Raw genomic sequence first — 16,780 nt, forward strand, 5'->3', positions numbered from 1 at the left:
CGTCAGGCCTGGCCCAATGCTCCGATTTTTTCAGCGTCTCTTCTCTCAACCCACGCGCCGTGACGCATTTACGACAAGCGCCCACCTGTCATTCACCATCTTCGCTCATTTCGGTTAGCTACAACGAGCAGGGAGTTCGGTTGTACGTTGAAGGCGAAGTGACGCAATCCGTTGCCTGGGACAAAATGGATCTGATGGCCATCTGCGTCGAAGACGAGCTCCTCCCCTGTCCTTATTGGCCTGAACCTGCCACAGCACCGCCCCCTGCCGTTCGATGCGCTCCAGATAGCCTTGCGCGTTGTAGCGGTAGTCGAATCCGCAGGCCGCTTTCTTACCGCGCTGGTGGCTGATGCGCGGCACCCGCCCCAGGTCGTCGTAGTCGGTATGTATAGAAGTTGGCTTCACACGAAGATGAAACAAAAATTTCATCCATTAGACATAAAACAGCCGTAGAAGGAGGAAGAGAGAAAAAGAGAAAGACATGGCCTCAAGGTTTGAGGCAAACAAACCCCGCCATGGGCATCCGGAGCGACGGTCACTCCGGATGCTTGGGAACACCCGACAAGTCAGGCCGGCGAAGGCCCGTCGCGCAGTTGACGCCGCAGGATCTTGCCGACATTGCTCTTTGGCAAATCTTCGCGGAACTCGATGTATTTGGGTTTCTTGTAGCCGGTGAACTGTTCCTTGCAGTAGCGCATCACCTCCTCGACCGTCAACGAGGTATCACGCGGCACCACAAAAAGTTTCACCGCCTCGCCGGCGTGCTCGTCCGGCACGCCGACACACGCGCACTCCAGTACGCCAGGATGTGCGGCGACGACCCCCTCGATTTCGTTGGGATACACATTGAAGCCCGAGACCAGGATCATGTCTTTTTTACGGTCGACAAGCGTCACAAAACCGTTTTCATCCATGACACCTATATCCCCAGACCGGAAATACCCGTCCCGGGTCATGACTTTGGCGGTTTCCTCGGGCATGTTCCAATAGCCGCGCATGACCTGAGGGCCGCGTATCCCCACCTCGCCGCTTGCGCCGACCGGCAGGGGCTGACCGGCATCATCGAGAATGGCGATCTCGGTGGATGGCAGGGGAAGACCTATCGTGCCGCTGAACGCGGTCAGATCATGGGGATTGAGCGAAGCGACCGGCGAGGTCTCCGACAAACCGTAACCTTCCAGCACCGGACACCCCGTCACATGATGCCACCGCTCGCTCACGGCCTTTTGCATCGCCATGCCGCCACCCAGCGAGACGCGCAGGCTGCTGAAATCCAGCCGTGCGAACGCCGGGTGGTTCAACAGCGCATTGAACAGGGTGTTGACCGCCGGGAAGAAGTGAAAGCGATGTTTGCCCAGCACCTTGATCAAGCCCGGAATATCCCTGGGATTGGGCACCAGAATCGTCATCGCGCCCCAGTGAATGCCCATCAGCAGGCATCCCGTCAGGGCCATCACATGATACAGCGGCAGGGCGCAAACCGTGACCAGCTGCTCGTTTTCCCCGTCCTTCATCAGGGCGGGAGCGGCCCAGGCGTCATTTTGCAGCGCATTGGCGACAAGATTGCGGTGCGTCAGGATGGCGCCCTTGGAAACCCCCGTCGTCCCCCCCGTGTATTGCAGGAAGGCGATGTCTTCGGCGTCCGGCACAATCCTTTCGAACGGCATACTTTCCCCATCTTTCAGTGCCTTCTCGAACAGGACCGCGCCGGGCAGGGAAAACGGCGGAACCATGCGCTTCACCTGTCGCGCCGCGAACTTCAGCACCGCACCTTTGATGCGTCCGTGCATGTCGCCCAGTGTCGCGACCAACACATGCTTGACCTCTGTCTCATCCAGAACCTGCTGCAATGTGGCGGCAAAATTCTCCAGGACAATGATCGCTTCGGCCCCGGAGTCGGCCAGTTGATGGCGCAGTTCCCTGGGCGTGTACAGCGGATTGACATTGACGACCGTATAGCCCGCCCGAAGGATTCCGGCCACGGCGACAGGATACGGCAGGATGTTGGGCATCATCACCGCCACACGGGCGCCTCTGGCCAGCCCCCGTCCTTGCAACCAGGCGGCAAGGCTCCTGGAGTAATGATCAAGCTCTCCGTAGTTGAGGAAGGTATCCAGGCACACATAGGCCTGCCGCCCAAGATTGCGTTCGAACGACTCCTCCATGAGATGCACGAGCGAAGGGTAACGAGCGGGATCGATCTCCGCCGGCACGCCGGTCGGATAGGATCGCAGCCAGATTTTCTCCATCAGTTGTCTCCTCTGTCCTCTTTCCATACATACCCATAAAGCGCGAGATCCCTGTCGCCTGTGGGATCCATGTCGGGCAGATCTTTTATATTTATTGATAGCAATGAATTATCCTAATTGAATAAGAAAATGCGTCAACCCCACCTCGCTCCTCCGAGCGGAAATAGTCGGAAAATTCTCCCCGAGCGCATGCACGGGTTACACTGTCGGCTTGTGGCACAGGCATTCCCGCCCCGGCCCATCCGGCAAAGACTTGAACATGGAAACAGCATTCGAACGAGGCAATCTCCTTTTCGCCGAAGGCGACTACCAGGGCGCCGAAGAGGCGTTCGGCCAGTGTCTGGAAACCGACCCGGAGGACTGGCAGGCCGCGGGCAACCGCGCCAATGCCCGCATGAAACTGCGGCGGCACGACCAGGCTCTCGACGATTATCTGTACGCGCTGAATCTCAATCCCGCCGCGCTGGGAGTCAAAGTCAATCTGGCGGCGCTGCTCAAGGAATTGGGAGAATTTCCGCTCGCCGAGGCCTTGCTGCGGGAGGTGCTGGAGAGCGAACCGGCGCATGTCGACGCCTGGAGCAATCTGGGAATGGTCACACACTACGCCTTGCGCTACCGGGAGGCGATCGACTGCCATCTCAAGGCGATCGAACTGGCGGGGCCGTCCGCCGCGCGCCTGAACAACCTGGCCAACGCCCTCACCTGCGACTTGCAGCTCGATGAAGCCATAATGGCTTACCGGGCGGCCTTGAGTCTGGCCCCGGAGGATGCCTGCGCCCGCTTCAACCTGTCGGTGGCATTGCTGATGAAAGGGCAATACAAGGAGGCTTGGCCTTATTACGAATCACGCTGGGAAGCCATCCTGACGCGCCGCTATCGGGACAAGCCCTGGAAAGGCGAACCGCTTCGAGACAAGACACTGCTCATCTGGTCGGAGCAGGGTCTCGGCGATACCTTGCAAATGATCCGGTTTCTACCGCAACTGAGGCGTACCCATCCGGACGCGCAGATCATCCTCGCCTGCCCCGTTTCCTGCCACCGCCTGTTGCGTCAGCTGGACATCGAACTTGTCGACGTGGAAGCCCCCCCTCCGCCGCACGATGCGCAGCTCCCCTTGCTGTCCCTGCCGGGCATTCTCGGTATCGACTCGTGCGACGTAAACCCCGCCCCCTATCTTGACGCCGACCCGGCGCTGGTCGCGGACTGGCGCGAGCGACTGGGGGCGCCGCCGGCCGGCCGGAAACGCATCGGCATCGTCTGGGAAACCGGTGTATGGGGGGTGGGCATCGCCGATCACGGCCGCCAGAATAAATCCATACCGCTGGACACCTTCCTGCCACTGCTTGACATGCCGGATACCGAATTCGTGTCCTTGCAACTGGGAGAGCTTCCCGCCGCGATGCACGGGCGGGTCGTGGCACCGGAAATCGGCGATTTCGCCGATACGGCGGCCATCATGGCGGGGCTGGATCTCGTCATCAGCGTCGACACGTCGGTCGTGCACCTGGCCGGCGCGCTGGGCATTCCGGTCTGGGTGCTGATGCGGGCGGAAAGCGCCCCCTTCTTCATGGCCCGGGGGGACCGTTCGGTGTGGTACGACAGCATGCGTGTCTGGCGTCAGCCCCGTCCCGGCGACTGGGCCCCGGTCATCGGCGCGGTCCGCCAGGCTCTGCACTTCACTGCGGACAGCCCCGACTGATGCCGGTCGGTTATACCAGGGTTTCCTCTGACACCGCCAGCGGGTTATCGCAGACCTCCTTCACGCACTGCCGGAACCACCTGTGCGCGGGATCGGCGTCAAACCGCGGGTGCCAGAACATGCAGATCGAGATCTCCGGCAGCCGCACCGGCAACGCGAAAGTGCGCATCCCGGCGCGCAGGGCGAAGGTATGCCGACAGGGCACTGTCGCGATCAGATCCGAGGCACGCGCCAGCGACAGCGCCGCGGCGAACCCGCCCACGATCGTGACAACCTCCCGCGTCATTCCGAGCGCCTTGAGCGCTTCGTCGACCGGCCCTCGCTCGAGACCTCGCCGCGACACCAGGACATGCCGGCCACCAACGAATTGTTCGAGAGACATGCCTTCCTCGCACAGCGGATGATCCTCGCGCACGACGGCGACAAAGCGGTCCTTGAACAATGCCCGGACCCGCAACTCCGGACTCGCGCCCACGCCGATCACGCCGGTATCCAGATCGACCTCGCCCTGACGCAAAGGCGCGCTGTCCTTGTCCGCCTTGAGCGCGAAACGCAAACGCACCCCCGGGGCTTCCTCGCCGACTCGCGCGATCAACCGGGGGCCGAAGTTTTCAACGAAGCCATCACCGGTGCGCAGCGTGAAAGTGCGCGACAGATTGCCAAGATCGACATCGCGCACCGGGCTTAGCACCGCCTCGGCATCACTCGCCAGCCGAACGACCCGCTCGCGCAGCGCCACGGCTCGCGGAGTGGGCACAAGTCCGCGACCGGCCCTGACCAGCAGGGGGTCCCCCGTCGTCTGGCGCAGTCGCGCCAATGTCCGGCTCATCGCCGAAGGACTCAACTTGAGCCGCCGGGCCGCGCGTGCGACGCTGCCTTCCTCGAGCAAGGCCGCGAGCGCGACGAGAAGGTTGAGATCGGGTGTCGTCATGCGCCAACCATAACACAGCCTGACATGACGTCACATGCACGAATATATTGCAACCCATGCGCCTTACGCCATAACCTCATGCCGACTAAGCTCCAGACATCACCGTTCAGGGAGCCAACCTTGAAATCCGCCAGATCCCCTCTTTTCCGAACACCCACAGACAATGCCCCTTCCTTCCGCCAGGCACTGGCCGGATTGTCGCTGAGCGTATTGCTGTCGTCGTTGGGCAACAGCATCGCCAATGTCGCGCTTCCCGAACTGACCCGCGTATTCGGCATTGCTTTCCAGCAGGCGCAATGGATCGTTCTGGCCTATCTGCTGTCCAGTACGGCGCTGCTCGTCGCGGCCGGGCGCCTGGGCGACCAGATTGGCCGGCGGCGCATGCTGTGCGCCGGTCTCGCGCTTTTCTGCGCGGCCTCCTCGCTCGGTTGCATTCCGTTTTTTCCGCTGGTGCTCGCCGCGCGGACCCTGCAAGGACTGGCCGCCGCATTCATACTGCCCCTCGCCATGGCCTTTGCCGCAGGCATCGCTCCGCGTGAACGCCTTGGCCGCGCGACAGGATGGATGGGATCGATGTCGGCGGTCGGCACCGCGCTCGGCCCATCCCTGGGAGGCATGCTGATCGCCACGTTCGGCTGGCGGGCCATGTTCCTCGTCAATGTGCCGATAGGCATCGCGGCGCTATGGCTCACGTATCGCAATCTGCCACCCGACACTCCCGCGCCCCCGGTCGTTCCGGCACGTTTCGACTCCGCCGGAACGCTGACGCTCACCGTTTCGCTGACAACCTGCGCACTGGCATTGACAACGGGACGCGGGGAATTCGGCGCGATCCAGGCCCTTCTGCTCTTTGCCTCGATCGCCGTCGCCGGCCTCTTTTTCCGCATCGAGCGACGGGCCGGAGCGCCCTTGATCCCGCCCATCCTGTTACGGGACCCGGCGCTTCGCGCCGGCCTCGCGACCACGTTCCTGGTGTCCGCCGTCATGATGGCGACGCTCGTGGTGGGACCATTCTATCTGTCCCGCGCGCTGAACCTCGGCACGGCTTCGATAGGCATGGTCATGTCGGTCGGGCCGGTGGTCGCGGCGCTGTGCGGTGCGCCGGCGGGCCATGCGGTGGATCGCTTCGGCGCGCGCGGCATGACGATCGGCGGGCTCTCCGGGTTGCTCGGGGGCGTCATCGCCCTTGCTGCGCTGCCATCCGGACTCGGGATAGGCGGCTATATTGTCCCCGTGGTGATTGCCACGTCGGGATACGCGCTGTTCCAGGCGGCCAACACGGCCCGGATCATGGCGGACGCCCCGCCGGATGGCAGAGGCGCGATATCCGGCCTGATCAACCTGTCGAGAAACCTGGGGCTTGTCACGGGCGCGTCGGTGCTGGGGAGAGTGTTCGCGATAGCATCCGGACCGGCCGGCGTACTGGAGGCGCCACGGGCATCCGTGGCAACGGGCATGCACGTCACGTTTGCGGTGGCCTCCTTGCTGATGCTCATTGCCGTGCTGATAGCGGGAAAAAACCGCTGACTCCGCACACGCCCTGCGCCGCGTCGCCCCCGTCATTCGTCGCGCCCCAGGCGACGCAGGACGCAAAACGGTTGAACACCCGTTTTTTGAAAGCGGCCATGCACCACACCGTATTAAGGTTGCGTCAACGAACGCCACTACAGGACACACAGATCATGAGCCTTTCCTCCATCACACGCAGCACCATCACGCTGGCAGCGTCAGATGTTCAGAACCAGACAGATACTCTCGCCAATCTCATCGCCTCCCAGTTGAGGAGCGCCAGCAATCTCTCCGTGACCATCACCCGCCAACAGAACGGCGACATCACCGTCACCCAGAAAACTCCCGGCCAGCTCGGCGCCAAGCTGAAGGCCGCGCTCAACAGTGCCAGGGGAGTGCCCGGTACCGTTTACCATGGGGCAAAAACCGCCGGCTCCGCTGCATTCAACGGCATGAAAAAAGCGGGTGCGGGCATCGCTCATGCCGGTAAGGGAATCGCCCACGGCATGGAAACCGGAGCAAAAGTCGCCGGTCTGGGTGTCGCCACAGCGGGCCTTGGCATAGCCTACGGCGCGGTCGCGGGAGTCTCCGGCGTTGTAACGATTGGCGGCAAAGCCGTTGGCGCGGCGAAACGCACCTATCGCCAACTCTCCGAACTGGACATGCAGAAGGTAAAGAAACACTTCGCCAGCTATCCGGGCAAGATTCGCAAGGGCAAGGCCGCTGTGATGCGGACCGTCCGACGCGCCGATGAGAAATTCACCAAGGCTCTCTCGCAAGGACTGCACAACCTGGCCGACCGGATCACCATGGAACGCAAGCCGGCTTTCCCGGCGGCGACCGCGAACATGGACCGACGCTACTCCTCCCCACTCTGATCCTGCGAGTCTCGCCTTCACGCCCCCGTCCTCCCGGACCGGGGCGTGATTTCGTGCGGATCACGCCGGATATACCCGCCTTGGGACATCCGGTGCAACATCCCCGGCCGCTGACGGTCCAAACAACGAAGGGGAAATGAGGCGGGCGCCGACACACGAGAAAGCCGGCGGCACGACGTGCCGATAACCTCGAACCGCGCTACCCTATGTTGGCAGAAGAACGTTCATGGCAGTCCGAAAAACTTCGGCCATGCCAGGCAGCCCGGCTTGACGGAACGGACCCTCCCTTTCAAACCTCATTCGGCAAACTCATCGAAGGAGAAACAATCATGCGTAATGTCCTGTTGCTGGTGCCGGTTTTGCTCGTATTGGCAGGTTGCGCCGATCATGTGTCGTTTACCGAGGCCGCGAGCCGGGAACCCGTCGGATTCCTGCATGGACTATGGCACGGAGCCATATTGCCATTCTCGTTCGTCATTTCTTTGTTTGATGGCGGCACCGCCATTTACGCGATTTACAACACGGGTGGATGGTACGATTTCGGCTATCTGCTGGGTGCATCCGGGATCGTGGGTGGCGGAGTGGCGGCCTCCCGCTAGCAGCCTGCATCAACGAGCAACCGATGCGGCCATTGCCGTGCAACGGGGCGGTTAGGGAAAGCCCCCCCTGATTGATCCTGCCCCGGTTTCTCGCGACAACGGGCGCACGGCCCGGGCATTCCGGTTCCGCGCGCCGCGCTCGCCCCGGACGGGAGCGTCGGTCTAATGAATCTCGATGTCTTTTACATAAACAACCGTTGGCGGCTCGCTATTGTCACCGCGCTTACGCAAAGGGCGATAAATCCCGGTTTTAAAGTAAGGGGTACGTTCGATCAATCCGCTGTAACAGGTGGGTGTCGCCTGCTCATGGAGGTGAACTCCGTTGCGCCACACGCTAACAGATCCGTCGGCAGTCGGCGACCAGCGGACGTGGAACTGCCATTCGGTCCACTGGCCAGGCTGGGCCTCCCCCAGATCCACCGTGCCGCGCTGAATATTGTCCGGAGTTCCATAGGCCAGTTTCAGGGTCCAGCGATTGCCGCTTACCCATAAAGCCAGATTAGGGAAATCGCGATCGACCCGCGACTTTCCCATTTGGGCATGCCACTGCATGACAATCTGACCGGACGGATTTGTCGGCACCTTTTCCACGAAAACACTCGCGCGGTACCAACGATCCTGAAAATCCTCTTCCGCCGGCAACGAAATTTCAGAGCGGAACTCCCCGGGGCGTCCGGTCAGCTCAAAGCGCATGGCTTTCTGGCCAGCCCCCCCTGGAGCATCGACGACACGAGCACGAGGATTCTGCCCCGCCGGGTGGTCATACTGATCGTCCAGGACAATTTTCCAGGCGCTCAGCTCCCCACGAAAATCCTCCTTGAAGGGATAGGAAACAGGACGCGACGCCGACGACGGATGAACCACCCCATCGCTTTTGCGCCCCTCCCAATCCGCTGTATTCTTTACATCACCGGAGACGGCCGCCGCGGCCACGCCGCTGCAGACAAAAAGGCAGGACAGGAACACGTGGCGCAGATAGCCCGGAAAGCCATTCTTCCATTTCAACGCGCGGAACAAAAAAACTCACCGATTTGTTTTTTAACCAAGAAAGTCATCATCTCGCTCGCACCATTTGATAGAGGGAAAGTGGTTATGCCACCGACAGGGAACCGATCGCGTCGTCCGGTTGAAGAAACGATGGCCGAACCGATGATATGCAAATGGAGACACTGACTCCAGTGGCATTATGCACATGCCTGAACACCGTCATTATGGTAGTCCGTCGATGCTGGAGCGCGTCGTCCTGCTCATCATGCAGTGCAAACAACGTCACATTCATGAAGGTTCACGGCACGGCCGCACCCACTATGCGGCCATGATTTTGGCGCGATTCGGGTACGAAACTCACCGGTATGAGTCATGAGCCGTCATCGGGGCCCTTTACGATGGATTCAGCTCATTCGATCCCTCATTGCATCTCAAGCCACCTTCGCACCCGCTCGCCGAGGTCATGAGATCCATGGCCACAGCGGCAGAAGGTTCGCCATGTCATGCTTGCCACCGTTGAACAGAGTCCCGGGCGGCAACGTCCCGCATGCCGTTGCGTTTATGCATATCGGCTGTCAAGCGCAAATCATTCCAGTATAGTGAGGCATGGACTCGCGGACCGCCCGGCAACCCGGCGAAAGTGAAAGCGGTCGATACACGCCAAAAAACACTGAAATTGCATTACAAATCAACAGGTTGACAAAATGCTTCTGATGATCGACAACTACGACTCCTTTACGTATAACCTTGTCCAGTACTTCGGTGAACTCGGGCAGGAAGTACGTGTATTTCGCAATGACGAAATCACCGTGGAAGAGATCGAAGCATTGTGGCCCCGCTATCTGGTGATATCACCCGGCCCTTGCACGCCCGATGAAGCCGGCGTGTCGGTGGCGGCCATAAAGGCTTTTGCCGGCCGCCTGCCCATCCTTGGCGTCTGCCTGGGCCACCAGAGCATCGGCCAGGCGTTCGGCGGCAAGATCGTGCGTGCCCGCACGCTGATGCACGGCAAGGTTTCCGACGTGCGCCACACCGGCGAGGGAGTTTTCCGCGACCTGCCCTCCCCGATATCCTGCACACGCTACCACTCGCTGGTCATCGAACACGAGACCTTGCCCGATTGCCTCGCCATCACGGCCTGGACCGACGATGGCGAAATCATGGGGGTGCGGCACAAGACGCTGCCCATCGAAGGCGTGCAATTCCATCCCGAATCCATTCTGACCGAGCATGGCCATGCCATGCTGAAAAATTTCCTTGAGGAACACGCATGATCACGCCACAGGCAGCCCTCAACCGGTTGATCGACAAGAACGAACTCTTTTACGACGAAATGCTGGACCTGATGCGCCAGATCATGCGCGGCGAAGTGTCGCCCGCCCTGACCTCGGCCATTCTGATCGGACTCAGGGTCAAAACCGAAAGCGTACTGGAAATCGCCGCCGCCGCCACGGTGATGCGCGAATTCGCCACCCCCGTCCCGGTCGCCGACCGCCGGCACCTGGTCGACACCTGCGGCACCGGCGGCGACAAATCCCATACGTTCAACATTTCCACGACCGCGGCGTTCGTGGCCGCCGCCGCCGGCGCCCGTGTCGCCAAGCATGGCGGCCGGTCCGTGTCGTCAAGCTCCGGCAGCGCGGACGTACTGGAAAAACTCGGCGTCAACCTGAACATCGACGCGTCGGCTGTCGGCCACTGCATCGACACGCTGGGCATCGGTTTCATGTTCGCCCCCAACCATCACAGCGCGATGCGCCATGTCGCACCGATCCGCAAGGAACTGGGGGTGCGCACCGTGTTCAACATCCTCGGCCCCCTGACCAATCCGGCCGACGCCGGCGCGCAGGTGATGGGCGTGTTCCATCCGGACCTGGTGGGGATCCAGTCGCGCGTTCTCAAGGAACTGGGCAGCCGGCACGTCCTGGTGGTGCATGGCATGGACGGGCTTGACGAGATCACCCTGTCCGGGCCGACCATGGTGGCCGAACTCAAGGACGGCTGGATCCGGGAATACACCCTCAAACCGTCGCAATTCGGCATGGCCGAAGCGGAGACGCGGGACATCCGGGCCGACACCGCCGAAGCATCCCGCGACATCCTGCTGTCGGTTCTTGACGGCAAACCCGGGCCGGCCGCCGACATTGTCGCCCTCAATGCCGCCGCCGCCATTTACACGGCGGGCATCGCCGATTCACTGGAAGACGGTGTCGACCGGGCCCGGGCAGCCATTCATGACGGGAAGGCCCGCAAAAAGCTGGATGAACTGGTACAATTGACCCAATCGTTCACGTCGTGACCAACCACGGGACCGACGGCCACTCCTGCCGCGTCCCCCCTATCTAAAGTACGACCTCACCATGAGCAAACCGTCCAAAGAGATTTTCAAGGCCTACGATATCCGTGGCATTGTCGGCAAAACCCTGACCGTCGACACCGCCCGCCTTATCGGCCAGGCCATCGGCACCGAGGCGCGCTCGCGCAAGATCAGCACTGTCGTGGTCGGCCGCGACGGCCGCTTGTCCGGCCCCGAGCTGTCAGACGCGCTGAGCGCGGGCCTCATGGCCTCGGGCATCAATGTGATCGACGTGGGCCGCGTGGCCACGCCGATGCTGTACTACGCCGCTTACGAACTGGGCCACCTGTCGGGCGTGATGGTGACCGGCAGCCACAATCCTCCCGACTACAACGGTTTCAAGATGCTGCTCGGCGGCGATACGCTCGCCGGCCCGGACATTCAGGACCTTTATCGCCGCATCGTGGAAAAGGATCTCGCGGAAGGCGAAGGCCAATTGTCGACCCACGACATCGCGGATGCCTATCTTGACCGCATCACCGGGGACATCAAGCTGGCCCGCCCGATGAACATCGTGGTCGATTGCGGCAACGGCGTTCCCGGCGCGTTCGCCCCCACCCTGTTCCGCCGCCTCGGCTGCCGCGTGCGAGAACTGTTCTGCGACGTGGATGGAACCTTCCCGAACCATCACCCGGACCCGGCCCGCCCGGAAAACCTTCAGGATGTCATTGAAGCGCTGGCCAAGACCGACGCCGAGATCGGCCTCGCGTTCGACGGCGACGGCGACCGGCTGGGCGTGGTCACCAAGGAAGGCAACATCATCTGGCCGGACCGGCAACTGATGCTGTTCGCCGCCGACGTGCTCGAACGCAATCCCGGCGCGAAAATCATTTACGACGTGAAATCGACCCGCCTGCTCAAGCCGTGGATCACCGAAAACGGCGGCGTCCCGGTGATGGGCCGCACCGGCCACAGCTTCATGAAAGCGAGCATCAAGGAAACCGGCGCGCTGCTGGCCGGCGAGATGAGCGGCCACGTGTTCTTCAAGGAACGCTGGTACGGCTTCGACGACGGCATTTATGCCGGCGCGCGCCTGCTCGAGGTGCTGTCGCGGGTCGATGACCCGAGCGCGCTGCTCAACGCGCTGCCCAACGCGGTCAGCACGCCGGAACTGAACCTCGCCACCGCCGAAGGGGAAAACCACCGCCTGATCGAGACGCTGCAAAAAGAGGCCCGTTTCGAGGGCGCCGACGAAGTCGTCACCATCGACGGCCTGCGCGTCGAATACCCGGACGGTTTCGGTCTTGCCCGCGCCTCCAACACCACGCCGGTCATTGTGCTGCGCTTCGAAGCCGACAACGAAACCGCGCTGGAGCGGATCAAGGCCGACTTCCGCCGCGTACTGTCCTCGGTCACCTCCGCCAAGCTCCCCTTCTGAGTCTTGCCAACCCGTTTTACCCGGGGACACGGCCTTGCCGTGTCCCGTTGTTTTGAAAGGACCCCCATGTACGCACAAGCCGCCGTCACGTTTTCCACGGTTCGCGACCTGCTGCGTTTCGCCGTGTCGCGCTTCACGGCCTGCGAGCTGGTTTACGGTCACGGCACGACCAACGCCTACGACGAAGCCGCCTACCTGATTCTCGCCACCCTGAATCTCCCGCTGGACACACTGGAGCCGTTCCTGGACGCGACACTGCTGCCCGACGAAATCCGCGATGTGGTGGAGATGATCGAAAAGCGCGCCGAACAGCGCATCCCGGTCGCCTACCTCACCCACGAGGCCTGGCAGGGAGAGTTCAGCTTTTATGTCGACGAACGCGTGCTCGTGCCGCGCTCCTTCATTTACGAGCTCCTTGGCGCGCCGCTCGAACCCTGGATCGAGCACCCGGAACTGGTCCATCGCGCGCTCGACCTGTGCACCGGCTCGGGCTGCCTCGCCATCCAGATGGCCCACCATTACCCGGACGCCGAGATCGACGCCGTCGATATTTCGCTGGACGCGCTGGAAGTCGCCGCGATCAATGTCGAAAACTACGGTCTGGAAGAGCGGATCCAGCTGCTGCACACCGACCTGTTCCAGGGTATCGAAGAAACCTACGACCTGATCGTTTCCAATCCGCCCTATGTGGACGAGGAATCGGTGGACGAACTGCCCGCCGAATACCTGCACGAACCGGAGCTCGCACTGGGCTCGGGACGGGACGGACTGGACGCGACACGGGAAATCCTGCGCCGCGCGCCGGAATTCCTCAACGAACGTGGCGTGCTGCTGGTGGAGATCGGCCACAACCGCGAGGCGCTGGAAGCGGCCTTCCCCGAACTGCCTTTCGTCTGGCTGGAAACCTCCGGAGGGGACGGTTTCGTCTTCCTGCTGACCCGGGAAGATCTCGTCACCGCCGGAGAGCCGTGATCACAGGCCGAAATTGACCAGCAGCATGCCGCCGGTGAAGAACATCACCACACCGATGGCGCCATCGAGGACCCGCCAGCTGGCGGGTCTGGCGAACCAGGGCGCGAGCTTCGCGGCGAAGGCGCCAAGCGCGACAAACCAGCAGGCGGACGCCAGCGTGCTGCCGATCAGGAAGGACACCTGGTTGTGCTTGCCGTAGGCAGAGGAAACACCGCCGATCAGTACGATGGTATCGAGCAGCGCGTAGGGATTGAGCAACGTTACCATCAGCAGGGTCCGGCACACGGCCCGGCGCTCGCGCTCGACATTGCCGTCGAGCGACAACGCGCCATGCTGCCGGGCGAACGCCGCGCGAAACGCCTTGAACCCCAGCCAGAAGATGAAGCCCGCCCCGCCCCAGGCCAGAACCCGGACCAGCCCCGGCACGCCGGCGATGACGCCCCCCATGCCGAATACTCCGCAACTCATCAGAACTATGTCGCAGACAATGCAGACCAGCACGATCAAGCCGACATGGCTGCGCGCGATACCCTGACGCAGCACATAGGCATTCTGAGGACCGATACCGACGATCTGGGCGAATGCCAGACCAAACGCTGAAAACATCACACTTGCATCAAACATCGTCACTCCCTGGTTATTCCGATCCAAGACTAAGGGAGTGAGCGAGGTTTGCCAAATGCATCCTTTTAATCGCTCATCAGCAGAACTGATCACCAAGCGGGGTAAACCCCGACGCTTCCACAACAAAATCCGGATCCGGCGACGCGAGTTCAAGCTCGCCGATCCATTCCATCAGCTTGCCGGAGTTCACTGGCGGCGAAATCGCGTAACCCTGCCCCGACGAGCATCCAAGCTCGAGCAGACGATCCCAGATCGGCTGGCTCTCCACGCCTTCGACCACCAGTTGGCGACCGGTATAGTGGGCGAAGGAAATCATACTGCGGATGATCGCTTCATTGCCCGGCGCTTCGAGCAGCATGCGCACAAAACGCTGGTCGATCTTGATGGTGTCGAACGGCAACTGCTGCAGATGCACCAGCGACGACGCGCCGGTGCCGAAATCGTCGAGTGCGATCGATACTCCGATTTCGCGGCAGGCCGCCAGTTTGTGCACGATGGCTTCGGCTTCCTTCTGCGAAATGGTTTCCAGCACCTCCAGCTCGAGATGACCGTCGGGAATCGGGTAACGCATGATCAGCGCCTGCACGCGCGATAAAAAATCGCTGTGCTGCAGGGTCATCGCCGACAGGTTGACGCTGATGGGAATGCTCCGCCCCTGGCCGAGCCAACCGGTGGAGTGACGCAAGGCCTCCTCCATCACCCACCAGTCTAGCTCCCTCATCAGATCGGTATGGTCGATCGCCGGAAAAAACGCCCCCGGAGCGAGGTATCCGCCGTCGCGGCGCCAGCGCACCAGCGCCTCGACACCACACACCCGGTGGTTCTTGAGATTGATTTTGGGCTGGTAGAACAGTTCCAGGCCGTCGCCGCGCAAGGCCTCGGCGAATTCGGCGCGAATCCGGTGCAGCCGATGGATTTCCTCGTCCATCGCCGCGTCGTAGTAGCGCACCTGGCCACCGCCCGCCTCCCGCGCACGCGTCAGCGCCAGATCCGCCCGGCGCATCATAACGCCGGGGTCGGCCGTATCGGCGGCTTCGACGACGATGCCGACGCTCGGCACGGCGTAGACCTTTTCCGTTTGCCAGTCGACCGCGTCCTCGAAGGACGCCATCACCGCGCCGACCAGCCCGTCGAGCATGTCGAAACGGTCGGAAATAATCACAAAACGCGCCGCTCCTACCCGGCCCACACTGCCCGAGGGCAGCACGATCTGGCTGAGCCTCAGCGCCACCTCGCGCAGGATGATATCGCCGCACTCATGCCCCAGACGGGCATTGATATCGTGAAATCCGTCGATCGCCACCGCTATGCTGGCGACGCGTCCGGAAGGCCGCGCGCCGGCGATCAATTGCGCGAGTTTCTCGGTCATGCGCTGGCGGTTGGGCAAGCCCGTCAATTTGTCGTGCTGGATCAGGTAGGCCAGCTCCGACTCGGCGCGCCGGCTGCGCTCCAGCGCATCCTGACGTTCCAGCGCATAGCCGATCTCGCTGGTCATGGTCTGCACGAGGCCCACCGTGTCCTGATCGAAAAACCAGCTGTTCACCGAATAGAGCACCAGCGTCCCCACCGTTTCGCCGCACAGGATGAGTGGCGAAACGAGCAGGCTGCGCACCCCGGCCTCCATCAGCACGGAGGTCCATTTTCCCATGGACGCGTCATTGGCGATGTCGTTGATAACCTGCGGTCGCTGGGTGCGCACGGCGCGAGCCGACGGCCCGTTGGCATCGTCGGTATCGATCTGCAGCACGAGGTTTGCCGGCAAAGCATGGTCGCGGTGGCTGCAAACAGCTTCCTGGCTCAGCGTGCCGCCGTCGAGCCTGCCTATCCAGGCATGACTGAAGCCGCCCTCCTCGACACAGATCCGGCAAATGGATCGGAACAGTTCATCGCGCCCGGTCGCGTGGATCAGCGCGAGGCTGACCTTGCTGAGCGTCGCGTACAGCCGCGCCGTCGCGAACATCGAATGGTGGTGCTCACGGGTTTTGGCATCGGCCGCCTCGGTATGGCCGTGCAACTGCAGCAGGATATCGAGAAGAACGCGCTTGCGCAGCGCCTCGTCCAGTTTCAGCCGCTGTTCGTCATTGGCGGCCAGAACCTGGGACTGGGCAAGCAGATGCCCGAGATAGCGTTCGTACGCCCCGCACAACCAGACGGGGCTGACGCCGAGGCGATGGTGCATTCGCCCCAGCGCCACCACTTTTTCGGCATGGGCCGCGTCGACCGGACATGTCAACATGGCTTCGATATATTCGGTCTGACTGGTCATCAGGCGCGCCAGGCCAGCTTCGCCGAGCGAGACGATCAATTTGGATGTTTCTTCATTCGTCAGCAAATACCAGTAAAATTGCTTGGCCAGGACATCCCGGCGTGCAAGCAAGCCCGCACTGAACTCGGCGATCAGGTTCAGGTGGTCTTCCCCAAGACCAATGAACCGGCAGAGTTTGCCGACAAGACTCGTGTTTCCCATTAACATGCCTGCTTGGCCCGTAGTGTGTAGTGATTGTTGTTGCCAGTCGGCCTGGCTTGTTCTGCAACCCGGGGAAATCGTTGTTATGTAGCGCTCATGACGCGGCCCGCCTTGTGCGGACACATTCTTCG

At 61.9% G+C, this 16,780-nt stretch carries 13 protein-coding genes; 8 read left to right on the forward strand and 5 right to left on the reverse strand.

The window, feature by feature from the left end; all coding sequences use genetic code 11:
- Positions 1 to 566: 566 nt before the first annotated feature.
- Entirely contained in the window at positions 567 to 2,249 is a 1,683-nt protein-coding gene (locus tag JNO50_RS11135) for a long-chain-fatty-acid--CoA ligase (protein WP_189534789.1), read from the reverse strand.
- Positions 2,250 to 2,508: 259 nt separating this feature from the next.
- Between JNO50_RS11135 and JNO50_RS11140 the strand changes: the two genes are divergently transcribed.
- Positions 2,509 to 3,948 carry a tetratricopeptide repeat protein gene (locus JNO50_RS11140; protein WP_189534787.1) on the forward strand — a complete coding sequence of 480 codons (1,440 nt, stop codon included), beginning with the start codon at positions 2,509 to 2,511 and terminating at the stop codon, positions 3,946 to 3,948.
- Between the two features lie 10 nt (positions 3,949 to 3,958).
- On the opposite strand, the gene JNO50_RS11145 is transcribed toward JNO50_RS11140, so the two are convergent.
- Positions 3,959 to 4,879 (reverse strand): LysR family transcriptional regulator, encoded by a 921-nt coding sequence (locus JNO50_RS11145; RefSeq protein ID WP_189534785.1) that lies wholly within the window; start codon positions 4,877 to 4,879, stop codon positions 3,959 to 3,961.
- A gap of 120 nt (positions 4,880 to 4,999) precedes the next feature.
- Between JNO50_RS11145 and JNO50_RS11150 the strand changes: the two genes are divergently transcribed.
- The 3 genes from JNO50_RS11150 (at position 5,000) to JNO50_RS11160 (ending at position 7,865) form a co-directional block, all read left to right on the forward strand.
- Positions 5,000 to 6,406 (forward strand): MFS transporter, encoded by a 1,407-nt coding sequence (locus JNO50_RS11150; protein ID WP_215796351.1) that lies wholly within the window; start codon positions 5,000 to 5,002, stop codon positions 6,404 to 6,406.
- Between the two features lie 71 nt (positions 6,407 to 6,477).
- Complete coding sequence (locus JNO50_RS11155) at positions 6,478 to 7,266, forward strand: TrbL/VirB6 family protein (RefSeq protein WP_189534781.1); 789 nt, start codon at positions 6,478 to 6,480, stop codon at positions 7,264 to 7,266.
- Between the two features lie 329 nt (positions 7,267 to 7,595).
- The gene (locus JNO50_RS11160; protein WP_189534779.1) at positions 7,596 to 7,865 is read left to right on the forward strand and encodes a hypothetical protein; all 270 of its coding nucleotides are present in this window, start codon (positions 7,596 to 7,598) and stop codon (positions 7,863 to 7,865) included.
- Between the two features lie 162 nt (positions 7,866 to 8,027).
- Here JNO50_RS11160 and JNO50_RS11165 read toward each other — a convergent pair whose 3' ends face one another.
- Complete coding sequence (locus JNO50_RS11165) at positions 8,028 to 8,882, reverse strand: polysaccharide lyase family 20 protein (protein ID WP_189534777.1); 855 nt, start codon at positions 8,880 to 8,882, stop codon at positions 8,028 to 8,030.
- Between the two features lie 674 nt (positions 8,883 to 9,556).
- On the opposite strand from JNO50_RS11165, the gene JNO50_RS11170 reads away from it, so the two are divergent.
- The 4 genes from JNO50_RS11170 to prmB all read left to right on the forward strand — a co-directional run bounded on the left by JNO50_RS11170 (position 9,557) and on the right by prmB (position 13,558).
- On the forward strand, positions 9,557 to 10,126 hold the full coding sequence (locus JNO50_RS11170) for an aminodeoxychorismate/anthranilate synthase component II (RefSeq protein WP_189534775.1): 570 nt from the start codon (positions 9,557 to 9,559) through the stop codon (positions 10,124 to 10,126).
- Positions 10,123 to 11,151 (forward strand): anthranilate phosphoribosyltransferase, encoded by a 1,029-nt coding sequence (gene trpD, locus JNO50_RS11175; RefSeq protein ID WP_189534774.1) that lies wholly within the window; start codon positions 10,123 to 10,125, stop codon positions 11,149 to 11,151. Before JNO50_RS11170 ends, trpD begins: the two co-directional genes overlap by 4 nt.
- 61 nt (positions 11,152 to 11,212) lie before the next feature.
- The gene (locus JNO50_RS11180; protein WP_189534772.1) at positions 11,213 to 12,586 is read left to right on the forward strand and encodes a phosphomannomutase/phosphoglucomutase; all 1,374 of its coding nucleotides are present in this window, start codon (positions 11,213 to 11,215) and stop codon (positions 12,584 to 12,586) included.
- 66 nt (positions 12,587 to 12,652) lie between these two features.
- A complete protein-coding gene (prmB, locus tag JNO50_RS11185) occupies positions 12,653 to 13,558 on the forward strand; it encodes a 50S ribosomal protein L3 N(5)-glutamine methyltransferase (protein WP_189534770.1) in 906 nt (301 codons plus the stop codon).
- Here prmB and JNO50_RS11190 read toward each other — a convergent pair whose 3' ends face one another.
- The gene (locus JNO50_RS11190; protein ID WP_189534768.1) at positions 13,559 to 14,182 is read right to left on the reverse strand and encodes a LysE/ArgO family amino acid transporter; all 624 of its coding nucleotides are present in this window, start codon (positions 14,180 to 14,182) and stop codon (positions 13,559 to 13,561) included.
- Positions 14,183 to 14,258: 76 nt separating this feature from the next.
- The gene (locus tag JNO50_RS11195) at positions 14,259 to 16,655 is read right to left on the reverse strand and encodes an EAL domain-containing protein (RefSeq protein WP_215796352.1); all 2,397 of its coding nucleotides are present in this window, start codon (positions 16,653 to 16,655) and stop codon (positions 14,259 to 14,261) included.
- Between the last annotated feature and the right edge of the window lie 125 nt (positions 16,656 to 16,780).

The organism is Paludibacterium paludis, from assembly GCF_018802605.1.
GTDB classification, from domain to species: Bacteria; Pseudomonadota; Gammaproteobacteria; order Burkholderiales; family Chromobacteriaceae; genus Paludibacterium; species Paludibacterium paludis.

Bases quoted from the DNA above. Each gene is read 5' to 3' on its own strand.
- JNO50_RS11135 (WP_189534789.1), bottom strand. From the start codon at position 2,249: ATGGAGAAAATCTGGCTGCGATCCTATCCGACCGGCGTGCCGGCGGAG.
- JNO50_RS11140 (WP_189534787.1), top strand. From the start codon at position 2,509: ATGGAAACAGCATTCGAACGAGGCAATCTCCTTTTCGCCGAAGGCGAC.
- JNO50_RS11145 (WP_189534785.1), bottom strand. From the start codon at position 4,879: ATGACGACACCCGATCTCAACCTTCTCGTCGCGCTCGCGGCCTTGCTC.
- JNO50_RS11160 (WP_189534779.1), top strand. From the start codon at position 7,596: ATGCGTAATGTCCTGTTGCTGGTGCCGGTTTTGCTCGTATTGGCAGGT.
- JNO50_RS11170 (WP_189534775.1), top strand. From the start codon at position 9,557: ATGCTTCTGATGATCGACAACTACGACTCCTTTACGTATAACCTTGTC.
- trpD (WP_189534774.1), top strand. From the start codon at position 10,123: ATGATCACGCCACAGGCAGCCCTCAACCGGTTGATCGACAAGAACGAA.
- JNO50_RS11180 (WP_189534772.1), top strand. From the start codon at position 11,213: ATGAGCAAACCGTCCAAAGAGATTTTCAAGGCCTACGATATCCGTGGC.
- prmB (WP_189534770.1), top strand. From the start codon at position 12,653: ATGTACGCACAAGCCGCCGTCACGTTTTCCACGGTTCGCGACCTGCTG.
- JNO50_RS11190 (WP_189534768.1), bottom strand. From the start codon at position 14,182: ATGTTTGATGCAAGTGTGATGTTTTCAGCGTTTGGTCTGGCATTCGCC.
- JNO50_RS11195 (WP_215796352.1), bottom strand. From the start codon at position 16,655: ATGTTAATGGGAAACACGAGTCTTGTCGGCAAACTCTGCCGGTTCATT.